This is a genomic window from Amycolatopsis samaneae, assembly GCF_039541975.1.
Taxonomy (GTDB): Bacteria; Actinomycetota; Actinomycetes; order Mycobacteriales; family Pseudonocardiaceae; genus Amycolatopsis; species Amycolatopsis samaneae.
This window is the reverse complement of record NZ_BAABHG010000003.1, coordinates 446724-466703: the sequence shown is the minus strand read 5'-3', so window position 1 is coordinate 466703 and position 19980 is coordinate 446724. Positions and strand designations below refer to the sequence as shown.

Here is a 19980-nt window from a genome sequence, read left to right as displayed (position 1 = left end):
GGCCGACCCTCCGGGTACGTCGGTCTCACGGGCCTTTTCCGGTGCGGAGCATGAAGGTCTGCCAGATGTCCGTCGGTATCGTCGCGCCGGTGATCTTCTCGTTCTTCGCGTTCCGGATGCGCCAGTTGTCGTCCTCACTGCCGAGCCACACCGCGGTCGTCAGGTTCGGTGTGGAGCCGATCGCCCACGCCGCCGCGTAGTCCTCGCTGATGCCCTGTTCGAACTGGCCCGTCGCGAGTGCGGCCGGGCGGCCGTCGGGCAGCTTGGTGCGCAACGCGTCCGTCACCGTGTCGGCCAGCCGCGCGCTCGCCGCCACGTCGCCGGCGAACGCCGACCGCTGCTCGGTGTGCTGCCAGACGATTTCGCCCTTCTCGTCCCGGATCTTCTCCACCAGATAGGGCGCCGCGCGCGTCCCCTTGGCCGCGAACGTCGCGTAGGCACCCGCCATGTCCAAGGGCCGCAAGGGATAGCGCCCGATCGCGATGCCCGCGCCGATGAGGTCGCTGTTGTACTCCCGCATCGTCGCGGCCCCGTCGACGGCCGCCGGGATCCCGGCGTCGCGGGCGGCGGCGCTCAGCGCGTCCGCGCCCACCCGCTTCGCCAGCGCGGCGAACGGCGCGTCCGCCGCCCGCCGCAGCGCCTGCCGGTAGGTGCAGTGCTCGCCGCAGACGTCCGGGTACCGGAACCACTCGCCGAGGAACTCGGTCTCCGCCGGGGACACCGCGGGCTGGTCGACGCCGACTCCCGCGCGCAGCCCGGCCACCATGCTGAACGGGTAGAACGCCGAACCCGCCGGATGCGCGACGCCCGCGTAGTCGCGTACGCCGTCATCACCGCCGTCGTACGCGCGCACCGCGCCCGTCCCCGGTTCGACGGCCACGAGCGCGCCGCGCAGCTCACGCGGCTCGCCCGCCAGGCGGTCCTTGAGCGTCTTGCGCGCGTTCTCCTGCGCCCGCCGGTCGATGGTCGTCTCGACGCGCAGGGTGCCCTCCCGGAGCCTGCTCAGCGGGAAGCCGTTCCGTTCGAGCTCGGCGAGCACGGCCTGTTTGACGTGGTACTGCGCGTAGGTCGTCTGGCCCGCCCTGGTCTCCGAGGGCGCCTGGATCTCCTGGCCGGGATAGGCCATCCTGCCGATCTCCTCGCCCTGGACGTACCCGCGTTCGACCAGCTTGTCCCGCACGTACTCCCAGCGTTTCAGCGCGTGCGCGTCGCCGGAGACGGCCGGATCGTGCACCGACGGGGACTGGATCATCCCGGCCAGGAACGCGGCCTCGCTCCAGGTCAGGGAGTCGTCGAGGGGACGGCCGAAGAACGCGTTCATCGCGGCGGCGGGGCCGAAGGTGTTGCGCCCGAAGGAAATGATGTTCACATAGCTCTCGAAGATCTTCTCCTTCGGCTGTTCCTGGGTGATCTTCGTGGCGAGCACCAGCTCGGAGAGCTTGCGGGTGACCGCGTGCTCGTCGTTCCCGGTGGACTTCTTGATGTACTGCTGGGTGATGCCGGACCCGCCGCCGAACCCGGTCAGCAGCGCGCGGCCGACGCCGGTCGGGTCGAAACCCTGGTTGTCCCAGAACGTCGGGTCCTCGGTCGCGACGATCGCGTCCCGCAGTTTCGCAGGCACCCGCGCGTAGGGCACGAAGAGCCGGTCACCCTCGGGCGGGACGACCTTGAGCAGTTCGGAACCGTCCGAGAAGTCCAGCGTCACGGTCTTGTCGAGGTCGGCGAGCACCTCCTGCGGGCTGCGGACGTCGAGCAGCAGATACGCCACCCAGAACGCGAGCAGCGGGACGCCGATCCCGATCCCGGCGGTCCAGCAGACGATCCGGCGGACGCGCCGCCACCGGTGAACCGTCTTCTCCTCGGCGACCGGTTCACCCGTTTCGGACTCTGATTCCCCAGAAATCTCAGCCACGTCACGATCGACGCACGGCCGGGTGACGAGGTTGAGGATCGCGCGATCACTGAAACAGGATCATGACAATTCGCGGTCAGAGGAACGCGCGCAGCAGCGAAGCGGTGCCCTCGATGTGTTCGGCCATCGCGCGCCGCGCGGCGACCGGGTCCCCGGCGAGGATCGCGTCGACGATCTCCTCGTGCTGGGCGTTGGAGTGCTCCAGGTTCGGCTCCAGCAGCGGGATCCGGTCGAGCAGCTGGTTGACCCGCGTCCGCGCGTCGGCCATCGCGGTGGTCAGCGAACCGGACGCGGTGACCTCGGCGATGGCCAGGTGCAGCCGGGAGTCCTTGCGCCGGTAGTCGGCCAGCTCGGCGGCCGACGCCTCGGCGAGCGTGCTGGTCAGGTGCTGACGGTCGGCCGGGGTCAGCGAGCGCGACGCGGCCATCTCGGCGGCCCCGGTCTCCAGTACGTGCCGCAGGCTCAGCGCGTCCTCCAGCGCGACCGCCCCGACCGGGCGCGACCCGACGGACTGGCCGGGAGCGGGCAGGTTCTCGTTGACGAACGTGCCGCCGTACCGCCCGCGCCGCGACTCGACGTACCCGGCGTCGGCCAGTGCCCGGATCGCCTCGCGCAGCGTGACCCGGCTGACGCCGAGCCGCTCGGCCAGCTCCCGCTCGGAGGGCAGCCGCTCCCCCGCGCCGACCACGCCGAGGCGGATGGCCTGCAGAAGCCGTTCGACGGTCTCTTCGAACGCGTTGCCCGTCCGTACCGGGCGGAACAGCGCTTCACCGGCATTCGCCACCGACGTCGACTCCACCAGCCGAGTTTATGCCGAGCCGTTTCCCCGCCGCCGCCCGTCAACCACAGAGGAACCTTTGCAAAGAACTCTCTGTGTTCTAAGGTGGGGCCATGACCGGGGACAGCCAGGGCCGGGGACGGCCGATCGACGCGCGGATGCTGCGCGCGCTGGGTCATCCGCTGCGCATGCGGATGCTCGAACTGCTGCAGGCCGACGGCCCTGCCACCGCGACCGGGCTGGGCAAACGGGTCGGCGAGAGTTCGGGTACCACCAGCTGGCATCTGCGCGTGCTGGCCGAGGCCGGGCTCGTCGAGGAGGACACCGGACGCGGGAACAAACGCGAACGCTGGTGGCGTCCGCTCCAGGAATCGACCCACCTGCGGACGTCCGACTTCCTCGGCGACCCGGACCTGACCGGACCGTTGGACGCGTTCCTGCGCACCGTGGTCGAGCAGCGCTACCAGGCCGAATCACAGTTCGTCGCCGAAGCCCCGCGCTGGGCGGACAGGTGGTCCGGCAAGGTCGTCTTCGGCGACGCCCGGCTCTCGCTGACCCCGGACGAGGCGCTGGAGATGAGCGAAGAGATCCACGCGGTGGTCGAGCGCTACCGCCGGGACGCGCGGCCGGGCGACGACCGCGTGCTCACGCAGTGGTCCGCGTTCCCCCGGCGGGCACGGCCCGAAGACACCGAGGAATCCGGCTGAGGGGGCGAACCATGGTGCACTTTCTCCACGCCTCGGACGTGGTCCGCGCGCGGGAGGCGGACCTGCGGAAATCCGCCGCCCGCCGCGCGAAACGGCCCGGCACCCAGCGGGAACGCCTCGGCTGGGCACTCGTCGAAATCGGCCTGCGGCTGGCCTCCGAACGTGCTCGCCCTGAGCTGAACCGCGGTATTTCGTGAGAAAACCACTGGAATCGTCCGGCCACGGTCCGCAACCATTGACGACGTCCGGTGGTCACCGAACGAGGGGGTGCGGTGCATTTTCTGATGGCACAGGATCTGGTCAGCGAGCGAGAGGCCGAGTTACGCCGCGATGTCCGCGCGCGGCGGGCATGCCTGACCGGCACGCGGCGGCGCCTCGGCTGGACGCTCGTCGAGGTCGGACTCCGGCTGGCCATCGAGCCTGAAGGCCACACTGAAAACGTTGGCGCGCGGGACTTCCGGGTGTAGAACGGAATCAGCCGGACAGGCCTCCGGCGACTGGGGACGCCATGAGCCGGTTCACGCCCGAGCCGTTCGCGGACGACGACGAGCTACGCGAGTACCGCCTCACCCGTACGCGCTTCTCCGAATTGACGCCGATCGTGGTGCTGCTGCTCGTCCTTCAGCTCGGCCAGCTGTTCATGCTGGCCACCGACGTCCCCATGCGCATCATCGTCACCGTGCTGGTGGCCGTACCGCTCGTCCTGATCGTCTGGTATTCGCTGGTGAGCGCGACCCACACCGACCAGGACGGCCTGACCGTCCACGGCTGGTTCCGAGCCAGGAAGACGCCGTGGACCCGGATCCAGAACATCGTCGTCGAGCCGAAACTCCACCGGCAGCTCAAGTCCGCGCCCTACTTCGTCACGGCGGTGTACGACGACACGGGCCGCCGGACCGTCCTGCCGAACCTCAATGACCGCAATGGCCTGGACCTCGACCACGAAACCGAAATCCTGCGCCGCATCTGGCGTGCCCGGCGGGGCCCGGCCTGGCAGTCGGCCGATGTCCGGCAGTCCCATACTCCGCCACGGCTGGCACCGTGGCAGGCCGCGCTCGCCGTGGCGGTGTTCACGTCGGCGGCGGCCCTCGCGGTTCTGGTGTTTCTCGCGGTGCAGCTGGCCGACGGCACGGAGTCGTCGAGCGTTGACTCGCCCGTCTTCGTCCAGGTCATCGTGCTGGTGATGCTCGTGTTCGGCCCTGGTGCTATCGCGTTCTTCGTCACGCTGTACGTCACGCGCGCCCGGCGCGTGGCCGAGGCGTCGATCCCGCCCCGGCCACGCACCGAGAACTAGCTCAGCACTCGATGACGTTGACCGCGAGGCCGCCTCGCGCGGTCTCCTTGTACTTGACGCTCATGTCGGCGCCGGTCTCCCGCATCGTCTTGATCGCCTTGTCCAGCGTGACGACGTGGCTCCCGTCGCCGCGCATCGCCATCCGCGCGGCGTGGATGGCCTTGGACGCGCCGACCGCGTTGCGCTCGATGCACGGAATCTGCACGAGCCCGCCGACCGGGTCGCAGGTGAGCCCGAGGTGGTGTTCGACGCCGATCTCCGCGGCGTTCTCCACCTGCGCCGGGGTGCCACCGAGTACCTCGGTGAGCCCGGCGGCGGCCATCGCGGACGCCGACCCGACCTCGCCCTGGCACCCGACCTCGGCCCCGGAGATCGACCCGGTCTGCTTGAGGATCGAGCCGATCGCGCCGGCGGTGAGCAGGAACGTCACGATCCCGTCGTCCGACGCGCCACGGATGAACCGCTGGTAGTAGTGCAGCACCGCGGGGATGATCCCGGCCGCGCCGTTGGTGGGCGCGGTGACGACCCGCCCGCCCGCTGCGTTCTCCTCGTTCACCGCGAGCGCGTACAGGCTGACCCAGTCCATCGCGTACAGCGGGTCGTCGGCGCCGTCCTCGGCGAGCAGCTTGTCGTGCAACGCCTTCGCGCGCCGCGGCACCTTGAGCCCGCCGGGCAGCACGCCTTCGTGCGCGCAGCCGTTGTGGACACATTCGGCCATGACGGCCCAGATGCCGAGCAGACCCTCGCGGATCTCGTCCTCGGTCCGCCAGGCGAGTTCGTTGCGGAGCATGATCTCGCTGACCGGCAGGCCGGTCGACGCGCAGTGCGCGAGCAGGTCGGCGCCGGTACGGAACGGATACGGCACCGGGGTCGAGTCCTCCACGATCACCGTGTCGGTCTCGTAGGACTCGTCCCGGACGAACCCGCCGCCGACCGAGTAGTACGTCCGCTCGCGCAGCAGGGCGCCGTCGCCGTCGAACGCGCGGAAGACCATGCCGTTGGGGTGCGCGGGCAGCGACTTGCGGCGGTGCATGGTGAGGTCGGTGTCCTCGGTGAACACGATCTCGTGGTCGCCGCCCAGTTTCAGCCTGCCGGACTCGCGGATTTCCGCGATCCTGCCCGGCACCGTGGTGGTGTCGACCTCCTCGGGACGGTCACCGGAGAGCCCGAGCAGCACGGCCTTGTCACTGCCGTGCCCGAACCCGGTGGCACCGAGCGAGCCGAACAGCTCGGCCTGGACACGGGCCGTGCCGTCCAGCAGGCCCTCCGCGGCGAGACCGTCCACAAAGGTCCGCGCGGCCCGCATCGGCCCGACGGTGTGGGAGCTCGACGGGCCGATGCCGATGGAAAACAGGTCGAAGACGCTGATCGCCATTGATCCGCCCCTTCCTCAGGTCCTCGCCAGCAGCGAGCTTGCCTCTTGCGCGGCCGGACCCGCCTCGGCGAGGTGCCTCAGGTTGTCCGGCAGCTCTTCTCCACGGTAACTCTTCGTCTGGGCGTAGAGGCGTCCGGCGCGGTAGGAGGACCGCACGAGCGGCCCCGCCATCACTCCGGCGAACCCCATCGCCTCGGCGGCCTTGGAGTGCTCGACGAACTCCTCCGGCTTGACCCAGCGGTCCACTGGGTGATGCCGCGGCGACGGACGCAGATACTGCGTAATCGTCAAAATCTCACAACCCGCGCCCACCAGATCCCGCATCGCCGGAGCCACCTCGTCCGGAGTCTCACCCATCCCCAGGATCAGATTCGACTTCGTCACCAAACCGGCCTCACGCGCCTTGGTAATCACCTCAAGCGACCGCGCGTACCGGAAACCTGGACGCATCCGTTTGAACACCCGGGGCACCGTCTCCAGATTGTGCGCCAACACCTCCGGGCGGGAAGCGAACACCTCGGCCAGCTGCGCCGGGTCCGCGTTGAAGTCCGGAATCAACAACTCGACACCGGTACCCGGGTTGAGTTCGTGGATCTGCCGCACCGTCTCCGCGTACAACCACGCGCCGCCATCCTCCAGGTCATCGCGGGCGACGCCGGTCACCGTCGAGTACCGCAACCCCATCGCCTGGACACTCTCAGCCACCTTGCGCGGCTCGGTCCGATCCAACTCGGCGGGCTTACCAGTGTCGATCTGACAGAAATCACACCGACGCGTGCACTGATCACCACCGATCAGGAACGTCGCCTCCCGATCCTCCCAACACTCATAAATGTTGGGACACCCGGCCTCTTCACACACCGTGTGCAAACCCTCACGACGCACCAAGCCCTTGAGTTCCGTGAACTCCGGACCCATCTTCGCGCGGGTCTTGATCCAGGAAGGCTTCTTCTCGATCGGGGTCTGGCTGTTACGGACTTCCAGCCGCAGCAGCTTCCGACCCTCCGGTGCCGCGGTCATCGCGCGAGATCGGCGTAGAGCGGGTGCTTCTTGGCCAGCAGTTCGACCCTGGCACGCAGGGTCTGGCGCACGTCGTCGTCGAAGTCGGGCTTGAGCGCCTCGGCGATGATGTCCGCGACCTCGGTGAAGTCCTCGGCGCCGAAGCCGCGGGTGGCCAGCGCCGGGGTGCCGATACGCAGCCCCGAGGTGATCATCGGCGGGCGCGGGTCGAACGGGACGGCGTTGCGGTTGACCGTGATGCCGACCGAGTGCAGCCGGTCCTCGGCCTGCTGACCGTCCAAAGCGGACTGAACGAGGTCGACGAGCACGAGGTGCACGTCGGTGCCGCCGGTCAGCACCCGGACGCCCGCCTCCGCGGTGTCCGTGCGCGAGAGCCGGTCGGCGAGGATCTTCGCGCCCGCCAGCACGCGCTCCTGGCGCTCGCGGAACTCCTCGCTCGCGGCGATCTTCAGCGAGACGGCCTTGGCGGCGATGACGTGTTCGAGCGGCCCGCCCTGCTGGCCGGGGAACACCGCGGAGTTGATCTTCTTCGCGAGTTCCTGGCGGCAGAGGATGAGCCCGCCGCGCGGGCCGCCGAGCGTCTTGTGCGTGGTCGTGGTGACGATGTCGGCGTGCGGCACCGGCGAGGGGTGCAGCCCGGCCGCGACCAGCCCGGCGAAGTGCGCCATGTCGACCATGAGCTTCGCGTCCACCGCGTCGGCGATGCGGCGGAACTCGGCGAAGTCGAGCTGACGCGGGTAGGCGGACCAGCCCGCGACGATCAGCTTCGGCCTGTGCTCGACGGCCAGCCGCTCGATCTCGGCCAGATCGACGAAGCCGGTCTCCTTGTCGACATGGTAGGCGACGACGTTGTACAGTTTGCCGGAGAAGTTGATCTTCATCCCGTGCGTCAGGTGCCCGCCGTGCGCGAGGTCGAGGCCGAGGATCGTGTCACCGGGCTTGAGCACCGCGAACATCGCGGCGGCGTTCGCCTGCGCGCCCGAGTGCGGCTGCACGTTGGCGTGCTCGGCGCCGAAAAGCTCCTTCGCGCGGTCGATCGCGAGCTGCTCGACGACGTCGACGTGCTCGCAACCGCCGTAGTAGCGGCGGCCGGGGTAGCCCTCGGCGTACTTGTTGGTCAGTACCGAACCCTGCGCCTCGAGCACGCCCAGCGGCGCGAAGTTCTCCGAGGCGATCATCTCCAGGGTGGACTGCTGGCGGGTGAGCTCGTCGGCCACCGCGGCGGCGACCTCCGGGTCCACTTCGGACAGCGGCGCGTCGAACGTGGTCATGGGTCAGGCCTCCTGAGTGAGCACCGCGTACGCGGCGGCGTTGAGCAACTCCGGCAGGTCACCGCTGACGCGCACCCGCACCAGCCAACCCTGACCGAACGCGTCGTCGTTGATGACCTCGGGGCGCTCCGAAGTGGTCTCGTTCACTTCGACGACCTCGCCGCTGACCGGCGAGTACAGCTCGCTGACCGACTTGGTCGACTCGACCTCGCCGAACACCTCGCCCGCGGTGACCTGGTCCCCCGCCGAGGGCAGCTGGACGAAGACGATGTCGCCGAGCGACTCGGCGGCGAAGGCGGTGATCCCGACCGTGGCGACGCCGTCGGCGACGCTCAGCCACTCGTGATCCTTGGTGTAGGACAGTTCCTGGGGAATGCTGGTCATGACAAAGCCTTTCGGTGGAGCCGACGAAACCCGGGTGGTCAGGGCCGTCAGGAGCGCTTGTAGAACGGGAGGGCGACGACCTCGACGGGCTCGACCCGCCCGCGGATGTCGACGGAAAGCTGGGTGCCGGGCTCGCTGTGCGCGCGGTCGACGTAGGCCATGGCGACCGGGAAGCCCAGCGTCGGCGACAGCGCGCCGCTGGTGACCTCGCCGATCTCGGTCTCGCCCGCCAGCACCTTGTACCCGTGGCGCGGGGCGCGGCGCCCGGCGCCCTTGAGGCCGACCCGCACGCGCGGGACGTCAGCCTTCGCCAGCTCCTCCAAGGCGGCTTTCCCGACGAAGTCGCCGGGCTTCTCGAACTTCACGACCCGGCCGAGCCCGGCCGCGAACGGGTTCAGCGCGCGGCTGAGTTCGTTGCCGTACAACGGCATTCCCGCTTCGAGCCGCAGCGTGTCGCGGCAGGCGAGACCGGCCGGGAGCAGCCCGTGCGGCTGGCCCGCCTCGGTCAGGATCCGCCACAACTCCGGTGCCTCGGCGGCCGGGACGAACAGCTCGAAGCCGTCCTCGCCGGTGTAGCCGGTGCGGGCCAGGAGGACGTCGTGCCCCTTCACCGTGGCCGGGACGCTCGCGTAGTACTTCAGCGAGTCCAGGTCCGCGTCGGTGACCGAGCGGAGGATCGCCACCGCGTTCGGGCCCTGGACGGCGATCAGCGCGACGTCTTCGGAGCGGTTGTCGACCACCGCGTCGAACCCGGCGACCCGCTCGGCCAGCGCTTCGGCGACGACGTCCGCGTTGCCCGCGTTCGCCACCACCATGAACTTCTCGTCGGCGAGCCGGTAGACGACCAAGTCGTCGAGCACGCCGCCCTCGGCGTCGCAGATCATCGTGTAGCGGGCGCGGCCCGGCTTGACGCCGGACAGGTTGCCCACCAGCGCGTAGTCCAGCGTCGCCGCGGCCTGCGGGCCGGTGACGTCGATCTCCGCCATGTGCGAGAGGTCGAACAGCCCGGCCGCGGTGCGCACGGCCTTGTGCTCGGCCAGTTCGCTGCTGTAGCGGACGGGCATCGACCAGCCCGCGAAATCGGTGAACAGCGCACCGAGTCCCTTGTGGACTTCGTGCAGGGAGGTTTCCTTCGACACGGGTTCAGCCTTCGTAAGCGTTGAGGGGCGGGCAGGAGCAGACGAGGTTGCGGTCGCCGTGGGCACCGTCGATCCGGCGCACCGGCGGCCAGTACTTCGTCTTGCGGGAAACCCCGGCGGGGAACACCGCGAGTTCGCGGTCATACGGCTTGTCCCACTCGCCGACCAGCGCGCCCGCGGTGTGCGGGGCGCCCCGCAGCGGGCTGTCCGCCGCGGTCCAGCGGCCCTGGGCGACGCCGTCGATCTCCTCACGGATGGCGATCATCGCGTCGCAGAACCGGTCGATCTCGGTGAGGTCCTCGCTCTCGGTCGGCTCGACCATCAGCGTGCCCGCGACCGGGAACGACATCGTCGGCGCGTGGAAGCCGTAGTCGATCAGGCGCTTCGCGACGTCGTCGACGGTGACGCCGGTTTCCTTGGTGATCCCGCGCAGGTCGAGGATGCATTCGTGGGCGACGAGGCCGTCCTGCCCGGTGTAGAGCACCGGGTAGTGCGGGCCGAGCCGCGCGGCGACGTAGTTCGCGGCGAGCACCGCGACCTCGGTGGCCGCGGTGAGGCCGGGCGCGCCCATCATCCGGACGTAGGCCCAGGAGATCGGCAGGATCGAGGCCGAACCGTAGGGCGCGGCGCTGATCGGGCCGACGCCGGTGTCCGGGCCCGCGGCCTCCAGCAGCGGGTGGTTGGGCAGGTAGGGCGCGAGGTGCGCGCGCACCGCGACCGGGCCGACGCCGGGGCCGCCACCGCCGTGCGGGATGCAGAACGTCTTGTGCAGGTTCAGGTGCGAGACGTCGCCGCCGAACTCGCCCGGCTTGGCAAGGCCCAGCAGCGCGTTGAGGTTCGCACCGTCCACATAGACCTGTCCGCCGCCGTCGTGCACGATCTTGGCGAGCCGCTCGATGCCGTGCTCGTACACGCCGTGGGTGGACGGGTAGGTGACCATGATCGCGGCGAGGGTGTCGGCGTGCGCGTCCACCTTGGACTGGAGGTCGTCGAGGTCGACGTTGCCCTCGGCGGTGCACTTGACCACGACCACGCGCATCCCGGCGAGCACCGCGGAGGCGGCGTTGGTGCCGTGCGCGGACGACGGGATCAGGCAGACGTCGCGGCCCTCGTCGCCGTTGGCGCGGTGGTAGGCGCGGATCGCGAGGAGCCCGGCGAGCTCGCCCTGGCTGCCCGCGTTCGGCTGCAGCGACACCTTGTCGTAGCCGGTGACCTCGGCCAGCCAGCCGGCCAGCTGCTCGACGAGCAGGTGGTAGCCCTCGGCGTCCCCGGCGGGCGCGAACGGGTGGATACCCGCGAACTCGCGCCAGCTGATCGGCTCCATCTCGGTGGTGGCGTTGAGCTTCATCGTGCACGAGCCGAGCGGGATCATGCCGCGGTCGAGCGCGTAGTCCTGATCGGACAGCCGGCGCAGGTAGCGCAGCATCGCCGTCTCGGACCGGTGCGCGCCGAAGACCTCGTGGCCCAGGTAGCCGCTCTCGCGGGCGATCCCCTTCGGCAGGGCCTCGCCACCATCCACAGTGGTCTCGACGGCCTCGATCCCGAACGCCCGCAGCACCTTCGCGAGGATGTCCGGCCGGGTGACCTCGTCGCAGGCGACGCGGACGTGGTCGGCGTCGACGTGGCCGAGGTTGACACCGCTTTCCCGCGCGGCGGCGTGGATTTCCGCGGCCTTCCCGGGCACCCGGGCGACGACGGTGTCGAAGAAGCCCTCGTGCACGACCTCGACGCCGCCCTTTCGCAGCGCGTTCGCGAACCCGGCGGCCAGTTCGTGGACGCGCGTCGCGATGCGCTTGAGCCCGTCCGGGCCGTGGTAGACGGCGTACATCGCGGCGAGCACGGCGGGCAGCACCTGCGCGGTGCAGATGTTGGACGTCGCCTTCTCGCGGCGGATGTGCTGCTCACGGGTCTGCAACGCGAGACGGTAGGCCGAGTTGCCGTCGGCGTCGACCGAGACCCCGACCAGGCGGCCGGGCAGCGACCGCTCCAGTCCACTTCGGACGGACAGGTACCCGGCGTGCGGGCCGCCGTAGCCGAGCGGGACGCCGAAACGCTGCGTCGACCCGGCCGCGACGTCGGCACCGAACTCGCCCGGCGAGGTGATCAGCGTCAGCGCGAGCAGGTCCGCGGCGACGGTGAACAGCGCGCCCGCGGCCTTCGCCGAACCCGAGATCGCGTGGTAGAAGCCGGGGCCGCGCAGCACGCCGGACGCGCCGGGGTACTGGACGACGACGCCGAAGAACTCCTCGGGCAGCCCGGTCAGCAGGTCGCGGACCTGGACCTCGATGCCCAGCGCCTCGGCGCGGGTGCGGACCACCGCGATCGTCTGCGGCAGGCATTCGGCGTCGAGCACGACGACGTTCGACTTCGCCTTGGAGGCGCGGCGCATGAGCGTGACGGCCTCCGCGACGGCGGTGCCCTCGTCGAGCAGGGAGGCGTTCGCGGTGGCCAGGCCGGTCAGGTCGGCGACCATGGTCTGGAAGTTGAGGAGGGCTTCGAGCCTGCCCTGCGAGATCTCCGGCTGGTACGGCGTGTAGGCGGTGTACCAGGCCGGGTTCTCCAGCACGTTGCGGCGGATCACCGGCGGGGTCACCGTGTCGTGGTAGCCGAGGCCGATCATCTGCGTCATCGGCCGGTTACGCGCGGCGAGGGCGCGCAGTTCGGCGGTGGCGTCCTCTTCGGACGCGGCGGGGGGAAGGTCGAGGCCGTGGGTGGCGCGGATGGCGGACGGCACGGCGGCGGCGACCAGCGCGTCCAGGCTGCCGTACCCGCACTCGGCCAGCATCTTGGCCTGTTCGGCCGCGGAGGGGCCGATGTGGCGGGCGTCGAATGATGTCGAAGTGATGGGGAGCTCCTCGGGCCGGGCACAGGGTAGACCGGTGCGCTGGAACTCCCCCTCTGTCATGGCACCTGAGAGTTTCACTGTCCGTGCTTGATCGAACACAGCACAGCTTTCACCTTGGGTGAGGCGTGGGTACGCCTGCTTTCCAGAGTGGCCTCGCACGAAGCGGTAGTGGGTACCTGAGAGATTCCGGGGAGTTTGCTCCTTCGGTGCCTCACCACGTTCGTGAGGGCTCTCCCGCTCCGGCTCGACGGCCCGATCTGTAGTTGTCGCGCATACCGTACCCGGCGGCTTCACCCCCCGTCCACTTCTCCCCGCCCACACCACACCGGCGTTCTCACGTGATTGAACGGCGACCTCATGTGATTGAGCGGCGATCTCGCGTGATTGGCCGGGGTCCCCGCCCGATCACGCGAGATCTCCGTCTGATCACGCCAGGTCGCCGTCGGATCACGCGAGATCGCCGTTACAGCGGGGTGACGTAGGCGCCGGAGATGCCGCCGTCGACGAGGAACTGGGACGCGGTGACGAAGCTGGCGTCGTCGCTGGCCAGGAACGCGACGGCGGCGGCGATCTCCTCCGGCTCGGCGAAGCGGCCGATCGGGACGTGCACGAGCCGCCGCGCTGCCCGTTCGGGGTCCTTGGCGAACAGTTCCTTGAGCAGCGGGGTGTTCACCGGGCCGGGGCACAGCGCGTTGACGCGGATGTTCTCGCGCGCGAACTGGACGCCCAGCTCACGGCTCATCGCGAGCACCCCGCCCTTGGACGCGGTGTAGGAGATCTGCGAGGTCGCCGCGCCCATGACCGCGACGAACGACGCGGTGTTGATGATCGAGCCCTTCCCCTGGCGTTGCATGTGCGGCAGGACGGCCTTGCAGCACAGGTATACCGAGGTCAGGTTGACCTGTTGGACCCGTTGCCACGCCTCGATGCCGGTGGTGAGGATCGAATCGTCCTCCGGCGGTGAGATCCCGGCGTTGTTGAACGCGACGTCGACCGAGCCGAACCGGTCGACCGTGCTCTGGAACAGGGCCTCGACCTGCTCGGCGTCGGTGACGTCGGTCCGCACGAACGCCCCGCCGACCTCGTCGGCGGCCGCCTCGCCCGGCTCCGGCGCGACGTCGGCGATGACGACCTTCGCGCCCTCGCTGGCCAGGCGGCGCGCGGACGCGAGCCCGATCCCGCCGGCCCCGCCGGTGATCACCGCGACGCGGCCCTCGAAACGCTGCACCATCCCTATTCCTCCGTGCTCAGAAAGACGTTCTTGGTCTCGGTGAACGCCGTCGCGGCGTCCGGGCCCAGTTCGCGGCCGAGGCCGGACTGCTTGAATCCGCCGAACGGCGTCCAGTACCGCACCGACGAGTGGGAGTTGACCGAGAGGTTCCCCGCCTCGACGCCGCGGGCGACGCGGAACGCGCGGCCCACGTCGCGGGTCCAGATCGACCCGGACAGGCCGTACTCGGTGTGGTTGGCCATGGTCACCGCGTCGGACTCCTCGGCGAACGGGACGACGGCGACCACGGGCCCGAAGATCTCGTCCGCGGCCAGGGGATCCTGGAGGTTCGGCGGGGTGACGACGGTCGGCGCGAACCAGAAGCCGGGTCCCTCCGGCGCGCTCCCCCGGAACGCCACCGGCGTCTCGGCCGTGACGTAGGAGGACACCTTCGCGTGGTGCCCGGCGGAGATCAGCGGCCCCATCTCGGTCCGCTCGGACCCCGGGTCGCCGACCACGACGCCCCGCACGGCGGGTTCGAGCAGGTCCATGAACCGGTCGTACACCGACGCCTGCACCAGGATCAGCGAGCGGGCGCAGCAGTCCTGGCCCGCGTTGTCGAACACCCCGTACGGCGCGGTCGCGGCGGCCTTCTCCAGATCGGCATCGGCGAACACGATGTTCGCGTTCTTGCCGCCCAGCTCCAGCGTGACGCGCTTCACCCGCGCCGCGCAGCCCGCCATGATCCGCTTGCCGACCTCGGTGGACCCGGTGAACACGACCTTGCGCACCGCCGGATGGTCGACGAACCGCTGGCCCACCACGGATCCCTTACCCGGCAGCACCTGGAAGACGTCTTCGGGGATACCCGCCTCGCGGGCCAGCTCGGCGAGCCGGATGGCGGTCAGCGGCGTCAGCTCGGCCGGTTTCAGCACGACGGTGTTCCCGGCGGCGAGCGCGGGCGCGAAACCCCAGCCCGCGATCGGCATCGGGAAGTTCCACGGCACGATCACGCCGACGACGCCCAGCGGCTCGTGGAAGGTGACGTTCACCCCGCCCGGCACCGGGATCTGCTGGCCGCTCAGGCGTTCCGGCGCGGCGGCGTAGTAGTTCAGGACGTCACGGACGTTGCCCGCCTCCCAGCGCGCGTTGCCGATCGTATGCCCGGAGTTCGTGACCTCCAGCCGGGCGAGGTGCTCGATGTCGCTCTCGACGGCGTCCGCGAAGCGGCGCAGCAGCCGGGCGCGATCGCCCGGTGCGACGTCACGCCAGGCGGGAAACGCCGCCTGCGCGCGGGCGATCGCGGCGTCGGTCTCCTCGGCGCCGGTCAGCGCGACCGACCGCACCACCTCTTCGGTGGCGGGGTTGATGACATCGAAACTGGTGCCCATCACCTTTCCTTACTCGCGGCGGCCACGAGGGCCGCGAAGAGCCGGACGTCGCCGGTGTCCTGTTCGGGATGCCACTGCACGCCGAGCACGAAGTTCTCGCCGGGCAGCTCGGCGGCCTCGACGGTGCCGTCCGCGGCCCAGCCGACCGGGACGAGACCGTCGCCGAGCTGGTCGATGGCCTGGTGGTGGTAGCACTGGACCTTCGTCTCGCCGCCGAGGATCGCGGCGGCCCGCGAGCCGGTCGCGAGGGTGATCGTGCTGGTCCCGAACGTCGCGGGCGCGGGCTGGTGCTCGCGGCTCCCGGTCGCCTCCGGCACGTCCTGGGTCAGCGTGCCGCCGAGCGCGACGCTGATCACCTGGAGTCCCCGGCAGACGCCGAGCACCGGGACGTCGGCCCGGATCGCCGCGTCGAGCAGGCCGAACTCGAAGGTGTCGCGGCCGGGCCTGGTGTAGGTCCTCTCGTGCGGTTCCTGGCCGTACCGCGCCGGGTCCACGTCGGCACCGCCGGTCAGCACCAGACCATCCACAGTGGACACCAGACGGGCGTGGCCGTCGCCGACCGGCGGCAGGAGCACGGGAATCCCGCCCGCCGCCACCACGCAGTCGACGTAGACGCGGTGCAGCAGGGCCGCCTCGGTGTCCCAGACGCCGAACCTCGCGGGCTCGAGATACGTCGTCAGCCCGATGACAGGCTTAGAGCCGCTCGAAACCACGGATGCGCTCCCAATCGGTGACGGCCTTCTCGAAGGCCTCGCGTTCGATGTTCGCCGCGTTGAGGTAGTGCCGCTTGACCTCGTCGCCGAAGGCCCGTTCGACGAGCTCGCTCGCCGCGAACTCCCCGATGGCCTCGCCGAGCGTGGCGGGCACCCGCGGCAGGTCCGCGGAATCGTAGGCGTTGCCGGTGAACTCCGCCTCCAGCGGCAGTTCGTTCTCGATGCCGTGCAGCCCCGCCGCGATGAGCGCGGCGACCGCGAGGTACGGGTTGACGTCGCCGCCGGGAACGCGGTTCTCCACTCGCAGCGAGTCGCCGTGGCCGACCACGCGCAGCGCGCACGTGCGGTTGTCGGTGCCCCAGGCGATGCCGGTCGGCGCGAAGCTGCCGGGCGCGAACCGCTTGTAGGAGTTGATGTTCGGCGCGAAGAAGCAGGTCAGCTCCCGCAGCCCGGCGAGCTGACCGGCGAGGAAGTGCTCCATCAGCTTCGAGAACCCGCCCGGGCGGTCACCGGCCAGCACCGCCGCGCCGTCCTTCGCGCGCAGGCTGAGGTGGATGTGGCAGGAGTTGCCCTCACGTTCGTCGTACTTCGCCATGAAGGTCAGGCTCTTGCCCTCCTGCGCGGCGATCTCCTTGGCACCGGTCTTGTAGACGCTGTGGTTGTCGCAGGTGGTCAACGCGTCGGCGTAGCGGAAGGCGATCTCCTGCTGGCCGGGATTGCACTCGCCCTTGGCGGATTCGACGTACATCCCGGCGCCGCCCATCTCGCGGCGGATGCGGCGCAGCAGCGGTTCGATCCGCGCGGTGCCGAGCATCGAGTAGTCCACATTGTACTGATTGGCGGCCTTCAGGCCCTGGTATCGCTTGTCCCACGCGGTCTCGTAGCTGTCGTCGAAGACGATGAACTCCAGCTCGGTGCCCACGTACGCGGTGAGGCCGCGTTCGGCGAGCCGGTCGAGCTGGGCACGCAGGACCTGTCGCGGCGACACCGCGACCGGTCCGCCCTGTACCCGCTCCACGTCGGCGAGCACCAGCGCCGTGCCCGGCTGCCATGGGACCAGCCGCATCGTGTCGAAGTCGGGCCGCAGCACGAAGTCGCCGTAGCCGGTCTGCCACGACGAGAGGTCGTAGCCGTCGACGGTGTTCATCTCGACATCGACCGCGAGCAGGTAGTTGCACGCTTCGGTGGCGTGCGGCACCACCTCTTCGAGGAAGTACTCCGCGGCGCAGCGCTTGCCCTGGAGCCTGCCCTGCATGTCGGTCATCGCGACGAGCACGGTGTCGATCGCCCCGTCGGCGACCAGCGTGCGCAGCTGGTCGAGGGTGAGCATGCCTTGTCTCCGCGCCATCCGCCACCCCAAAGGTTTGAACCGAATCCTTTGCGCGTTCTTCCTACCGGGCGGCTGGCACGGGGTCAACCGGAGCAAAGGTATTAATGTGAACCTTTGAGGGGACGCGTGGCGAGCCGGGGACATACCGGTCAGAATGTCCGTGTTGTCCGGCTGAGAAGAGTCTGTGAATCACGCCCGGCCGGGACCAATCCGGCGTCTTCGGACGTTGTACCGGTCAAGAGAGGTGAGATCGATGACCACAGCATTCACGCAGAGCTCGGTGAACCCGCAGCAGGCCCGTCCTCAGCTGCCCACGATGCCCACCGGCTGGCCGATCGGCTCCTACGAGTCGTACGAGCAGGCCCAGCGCGCGGTCGACCACCTCGCGGGCACCGACTTCCCGGTCACCGACGTGACCATCGTCGGCGTCGAGCCGGTGCTCGTGGAGCGCATCGCGGGCCGGATGAGCTGGCGCAAACTGCTCGGCAACGCCGCGATGTCCGGCGCGCTGTTCGGCCTGTTCCTCGGTCTGGTGCTGAGCATGCTGAACCCGGGGGCAGGCATGATCCCGATCGGCATCGGCCTCGTCGCCGGTATCGGCTTCAACCTGGCCTTCGGCGCGCTCGGCTACGCGATCAGCCCGAACAAGCGCGGGTTCGTCTCGCAGAGCCAGCTGGTCGCGCGCCGCTACGACGTGCTGAGCCAGCCGCGCAACGCCGAGAAGGGCCGTCAGCTCCTGGCCGACCACGCCGCGCGCAGCGCCTTCGGTCACTGACCCCGGCTCCGGCCTTCTGTTCCCGTAGGTCCGTGAATGCCACATTGAGGGACTCTGAATCCCTCAATGTGGCATTCACGGACCGCTGCTGTCGGCGCGTGGAAGACGTGGTGGGAGCGACCCCCGACCGCCGCTCCCACCACGTCGGCTACCGGGTCGCCGGAGGCGCCGACGGCGCCGTTGACGGAGCCGGGGACGCGGGCGCGCCGGAACTCGACGGCGCGGGGCTCGGGCTCGGCGCGGGCGTGGGGCTGGGGCTCGTGCCCTTCGGGATGGCGGCGCTGAACAGGACGTCGGCCCGTTCGCGGCAAACGCCGCGATAGCCGTTGTACCCGTTGATGCGCCCCCGGTTGTCGGCCACGCCCTGATCCAGCCACGGGCGGGGGAAGCGGTTGTCCGCCCCGACCCGCATCTTGGCGCCCGTGCCCGGCTCGCAGACGTACCGGCTCATCGCGAGCGGCCGCCCCTGCTCGTCGTAGAGATAGACGTCGGTCAACGGCTTGCCCTGCGCGTCGAACGCGTAGACGTTGCCGACCATCTCGTTGCCGTACTGCAGTTGCTTGCTGCCGTACGAATCGCTCGTGGTCGACATGGAATACGAACTCGGACTCGAACTCGAACCCCAGGAGGTCCGGCCGGCGACCAGGTCGACCGCGGCGCCGAACCCGCCGAGCATGCCGCCGACGACGAACGCGGAGATCGGCACGGCCACCCACAGCAACCGCCGGTCCTTGCCCAGCTTCGCACCGGCCCAGATCACCGCGATCGCGGCGGCCAGCAGGAACGGCAGCAGGAGCGCCGCGTACCGGTGCCGCAGCATGAGCAGCAGCCCGAACGCGATCAGCACACCCGCGCACACCAGCCACCAGGCCGGACGCAACGAACGCAGGTAGCCCAGCACCTTGCCGCTGTCCCGGCTGTCCCCGGTGGACACGAACCGCTCCCTGACCCAGACGACCTCCGGGAGCGCCAGCACCGCGGGAAGACCGCGCTTGAACAGGAAATACAGGCTCAGCACGAAAACCGGCACCAGGAAGCCCAGGCCGAGCAGCGCGTCCGGATTGATTCGCACCGCGGCGCTGAACGCGAACATCGCGAGCCCCGCCGCGCAGAACACCAAGCCCCACAAGGCGAATCGTGGCCCGAACAGGTTCGGCACCTTCGCCGCCGGGGCGGGCAACACCGTCGTCACCTCCTCGGACGGCTGCGGGTATCCGCCCGCGGCCCGCAGTTCGGCCGCGTAGCTCTCCGGCGTGCCGAGCCGTTCGATCAGCGCCTCCACCTTGGCGTCGGCGCCCAGCTCGGCCTCCATCTCGGCCAGATGCGGCCGGACGTCTTCCAGAATTTCCTCGATCTCACCGGCAGGCAGATCGGCGAGCGCGGTCCGAACCCTCGCCAGATAGACCCGCACGGCGGTCGGCCGCTCACTCACGATGCCTCCAACAGTGTGTCCATTGTGGACGCGAACCCCCGCCACACCTTCATGGATTCGGCGAGCCGGGCCCGGCCCGGTTCGTTCAGGCTGTAGTACTTGCGGTGCGGCCCTTCCTCGCTCGGCACCACGTACGACGTCAGCAGTCCCGCCTTGTAGAGGCGGCGCAGGGTGCCGTACACCGACGCGTCCCCCACCTCCTCCAGCCCGGCGACCCTGAGTCTTCGCAGGACGTCGTAGCCGTAGCCGTCGTCCTCGCGCAGCACCGCGAGCACGGCCAGATCGAGCACGCCCTTGAGTAGCTGACTGATCTCCACCCGGTCCTCCAGTCTTACGCGTCAGAAGGTACCACGCATTGCGCAGTAGTGTGCACAGCGATGCCCCGATCGCCATCAGAACCTGCC

The 19980-nt window shown here is 69.9% G+C and carries 19 protein-coding genes and 1 riboswitch; of the genes, 5 read left to right on the top strand and 14 right to left on the bottom strand.

Annotated features, from left to right (window positions below; translation table 11 throughout):
* Nucleotides 1-25 precede the first annotated feature (25 nt).
* Both ABD987_RS09275 and ABD987_RS09270 read right to left on the bottom strand, forming a co-directional pair.
* Complete coding sequence (locus tag ABD987_RS09275) at nt 26-1912, bottom strand: transglycosylase domain-containing protein (protein WP_345389170.1); 1887 nt, start codon at nt 1910-1912, stop codon at nt 26-28.
* 76 nt (nt 1913-1988) lie between these two features.
* The gene (locus ABD987_RS09270) at nt 1989-2711 is read right to left on the bottom strand and encodes a FadR/GntR family transcriptional regulator (RefSeq protein ID WP_345389168.1); all 723 of its coding nucleotides are present in this window, start codon (nt 2709-2711) and stop codon (nt 1989-1991) included.
* A gap of 92 nt (nt 2712-2803) precedes the next feature.
* On the opposite strand from ABD987_RS09270, the gene ABD987_RS09265 reads away from it, so the two are divergent.
* The 4 genes from ABD987_RS09265 (at nt 2804) to ABD987_RS09250 (ending at nt 4691) form a co-directional block, all read left to right on the top strand.
* Nucleotides 2804-3397, top strand: a complete 594-nt coding sequence (locus ABD987_RS09265) for an ArsR/SmtB family transcription factor (protein ID WP_345389166.1) — start codon at nt 2804-2806, stop codon at nt 3395-3397.
* 11 nt (nt 3398-3408) lie between these two features.
* Complete coding sequence (locus ABD987_RS09260; RefSeq protein WP_345389164.1) at nt 3409-3594, top strand: hypothetical protein; 186 nt, start codon at nt 3409-3411, stop codon at nt 3592-3594.
* Between the two features lie 87 nt (nt 3595-3681).
* Nucleotides 3682-3864 (top strand): hypothetical protein, encoded by a 183-nt coding sequence (locus ABD987_RS09255; protein WP_345389162.1) that lies wholly within the window; start codon nt 3682-3684, stop codon nt 3862-3864.
* A gap of 41 nt (nt 3865-3905) precedes the next feature.
* Nucleotides 3906-4691, top strand: coding sequence for a hypothetical protein (locus tag ABD987_RS09250; RefSeq protein ID WP_345389160.1), 786 nt, complete (start codon nt 3906-3908; stop codon nt 4689-4691).
* 1 nt (nt 4692) lies between these two features.
* Here ABD987_RS09250 and ABD987_RS09245 read toward each other — a convergent pair whose 3' ends face one another.
* The 10 genes from ABD987_RS09245 to ABD987_RS09200 form a co-directional block, all read right to left on the bottom strand.
* A complete protein-coding gene (locus ABD987_RS09245; protein WP_345389159.1) occupies nt 4693-6066 on the bottom strand; it encodes an L-serine ammonia-lyase in 1374 nt (457 codons plus the stop codon).
* A gap of 15 nt (nt 6067-6081) precedes the next feature.
* Entirely contained in the window at nt 6082-7086 is a 1005-nt protein-coding gene (lipA, locus tag ABD987_RS09240) for a lipoyl synthase (RefSeq protein ID WP_345389158.1), read from the bottom strand.
* Nucleotides 7083-8357 carry a serine hydroxymethyltransferase gene (locus ABD987_RS09235; RefSeq protein WP_345389157.1) on the bottom strand — a complete coding sequence of 425 codons (1275 nt, stop codon included), beginning with the start codon at nt 8355-8357 and terminating at the stop codon, nt 7083-7085. Before ABD987_RS09235 ends, lipA begins: the two co-directional genes overlap by 4 nt.
* 3 nt (nt 8358-8360) lie before the next feature.
* A complete protein-coding gene (gene gcvH / locus ABD987_RS09230) occupies nt 8361-8741 on the bottom strand; it encodes a glycine cleavage system protein GcvH (RefSeq protein ID WP_345389156.1) in 381 nt (126 codons plus the stop codon).
* Between the two features lie 47 nt (nt 8742-8788).
* A complete protein-coding gene (gene gcvT, locus ABD987_RS09225) occupies nt 8789-9880 on the bottom strand; it encodes a glycine cleavage system aminomethyltransferase GcvT (RefSeq protein ID WP_345389154.1) in 1092 nt (363 codons plus the stop codon).
* Between the two features lie 4 nt (nt 9881-9884).
* Nucleotides 9885-12725, bottom strand: coding sequence for an aminomethyl-transferring glycine dehydrogenase (gene gcvP, locus ABD987_RS09220; protein ID WP_345389890.1), 2841 nt, complete (start codon nt 12723-12725; stop codon nt 9885-9887).
* A gap of 153 nt (nt 12726-12878) precedes the next feature.
* Nucleotides 12879-12972: riboswitch (glycine riboswitch) on the bottom strand.
* Between the two features lie 216 nt (nt 12973-13188).
* Nucleotides 13189-13956 (bottom strand): 3-oxoacyl-ACP reductase, encoded by a 768-nt coding sequence (locus ABD987_RS09215; protein WP_345389152.1) that lies wholly within the window; start codon nt 13954-13956, stop codon nt 13189-13191.
* Nucleotides 13957-13958: 2 nt separating this feature from the next.
* Nucleotides 13959-15326 (bottom strand): aldehyde dehydrogenase family protein, encoded by a 1368-nt coding sequence (locus ABD987_RS09210; RefSeq protein WP_345389150.1) that lies wholly within the window; start codon nt 15324-15326, stop codon nt 13959-13961.
* Complete coding sequence (locus ABD987_RS09205; protein WP_345389149.1) at nt 15326-16039, bottom strand: gamma-glutamyl-gamma-aminobutyrate hydrolase family protein; 714 nt, start codon at nt 16037-16039, stop codon at nt 15326-15328. The genes ABD987_RS09210 and ABD987_RS09205 overlap by 1 nt, the downstream gene beginning before the upstream one ends.
* Complete coding sequence (locus tag ABD987_RS09200) at nt 16020-17387, bottom strand: glutamine synthetase family protein (protein ID WP_345389147.1); 1368 nt, start codon at nt 17385-17387, stop codon at nt 16020-16022. Before ABD987_RS09200 ends, ABD987_RS09205 begins: the two co-directional genes overlap by 20 nt.
* A gap of 235 nt (nt 17388-17622) precedes the next feature.
* Between ABD987_RS09200 and ABD987_RS09195 the strand changes: the two genes are divergently transcribed.
* Nucleotides 17623-18144 carry a YflT domain-containing protein gene (locus tag ABD987_RS09195; RefSeq protein ID WP_345389145.1) on the top strand — a complete coding sequence of 174 codons (522 nt, stop codon included), beginning with the start codon at nt 17623-17625 and terminating at the stop codon, nt 18142-18144.
* A gap of 148 nt (nt 18145-18292) precedes the next feature.
* Here the strand turns inward: ABD987_RS09195 and ABD987_RS09190 are convergent, their stop codons facing one another.
* Together ABD987_RS09190 and ABD987_RS09185 are read right to left on the bottom strand one after the other, a co-directional pair.
* Nucleotides 18293-19576, bottom strand: coding sequence for a DUF1700 domain-containing protein (locus ABD987_RS09190; protein WP_345389143.1), 1284 nt, complete (start codon nt 19574-19576; stop codon nt 18293-18295).
* Nucleotides 19573-19893 (bottom strand): PadR family transcriptional regulator, encoded by a 321-nt coding sequence (locus tag ABD987_RS09185; RefSeq protein WP_345389141.1) that lies wholly within the window; start codon nt 19891-19893, stop codon nt 19573-19575. The genes ABD987_RS09190 and ABD987_RS09185 overlap by 4 nt, the downstream gene beginning before the upstream one ends.
* Nucleotides 19894-19980: the final 87 nt, after the last annotated feature.

What these genes read in the sequence shown, in the direction of transcription:
- ABD987_RS09235 (WP_345389157.1), bottom strand. Translation starts at nt 8,357, where the DNA reads ATGACCACGTTCGACGCGCCGCTGTCCGAAGTGGACCCGGAGGTCGCC.
- ABD987_RS09200 (WP_345389147.1), bottom strand. Translation starts at nt 17,387, where the DNA reads ATGGCGCGGAGACAAGGCATGCTCACCCTCGACCAGCTGCGCACGCTG.
- ABD987_RS09265 (WP_345389166.1), top strand. Translation starts at nt 2,804, where the DNA reads ATGACCGGGGACAGCCAGGGCCGGGGACGGCCGATCGACGCGCGGATG.
- ABD987_RS09195 (WP_345389145.1), top strand. Translation starts at nt 17,623, where the DNA reads ATGACCACAGCATTCACGCAGAGCTCGGTGAACCCGCAGCAGGCCCGT.
- ABD987_RS09210 (WP_345389150.1), bottom strand. Translation starts at nt 15,326, where the DNA reads ATGGGCACCAGTTTCGATGTCATCAACCCCGCCACCGAAGAGGTGGTG.
- ABD987_RS09245 (WP_345389159.1), bottom strand. Translation starts at nt 6,066, where the DNA reads ATGGCGATCAGCGTCTTCGACCTGTTTTCCATCGGCATCGGCCCGTCG.
- ABD987_RS09250 (WP_345389160.1), top strand. Translation starts at nt 3,906, where the DNA reads ATGAGCCGGTTCACGCCCGAGCCGTTCGCGGACGACGACGAGCTACGC.
- ABD987_RS09215 (WP_345389152.1), bottom strand. Translation starts at nt 13,956, where the DNA reads ATGGTGCAGCGTTTCGAGGGCCGCGTCGCGGTGATCACCGGCGGGGCC.
- ABD987_RS09255 (WP_345389162.1), top strand. Translation starts at nt 3,682, where the DNA reads ATGGCACAGGATCTGGTCAGCGAGCGAGAGGCCGAGTTACGCCGCGAT.
- ABD987_RS09260 (WP_345389164.1), top strand. Translation starts at nt 3,409, where the DNA reads ATGGTGCACTTTCTCCACGCCTCGGACGTGGTCCGCGCGCGGGAGGCG.
- gcvH (WP_345389156.1), bottom strand. Translation starts at nt 8,741, where the DNA reads ATGACCAGCATTCCCCAGGAACTGTCCTACACCAAGGATCACGAGTGG.
- lipA (WP_345389158.1), bottom strand. Translation starts at nt 7,086, where the DNA reads ATGACCGCGGCACCGGAGGGTCGGAAGCTGCTGCGGCTGGAAGTCCGT.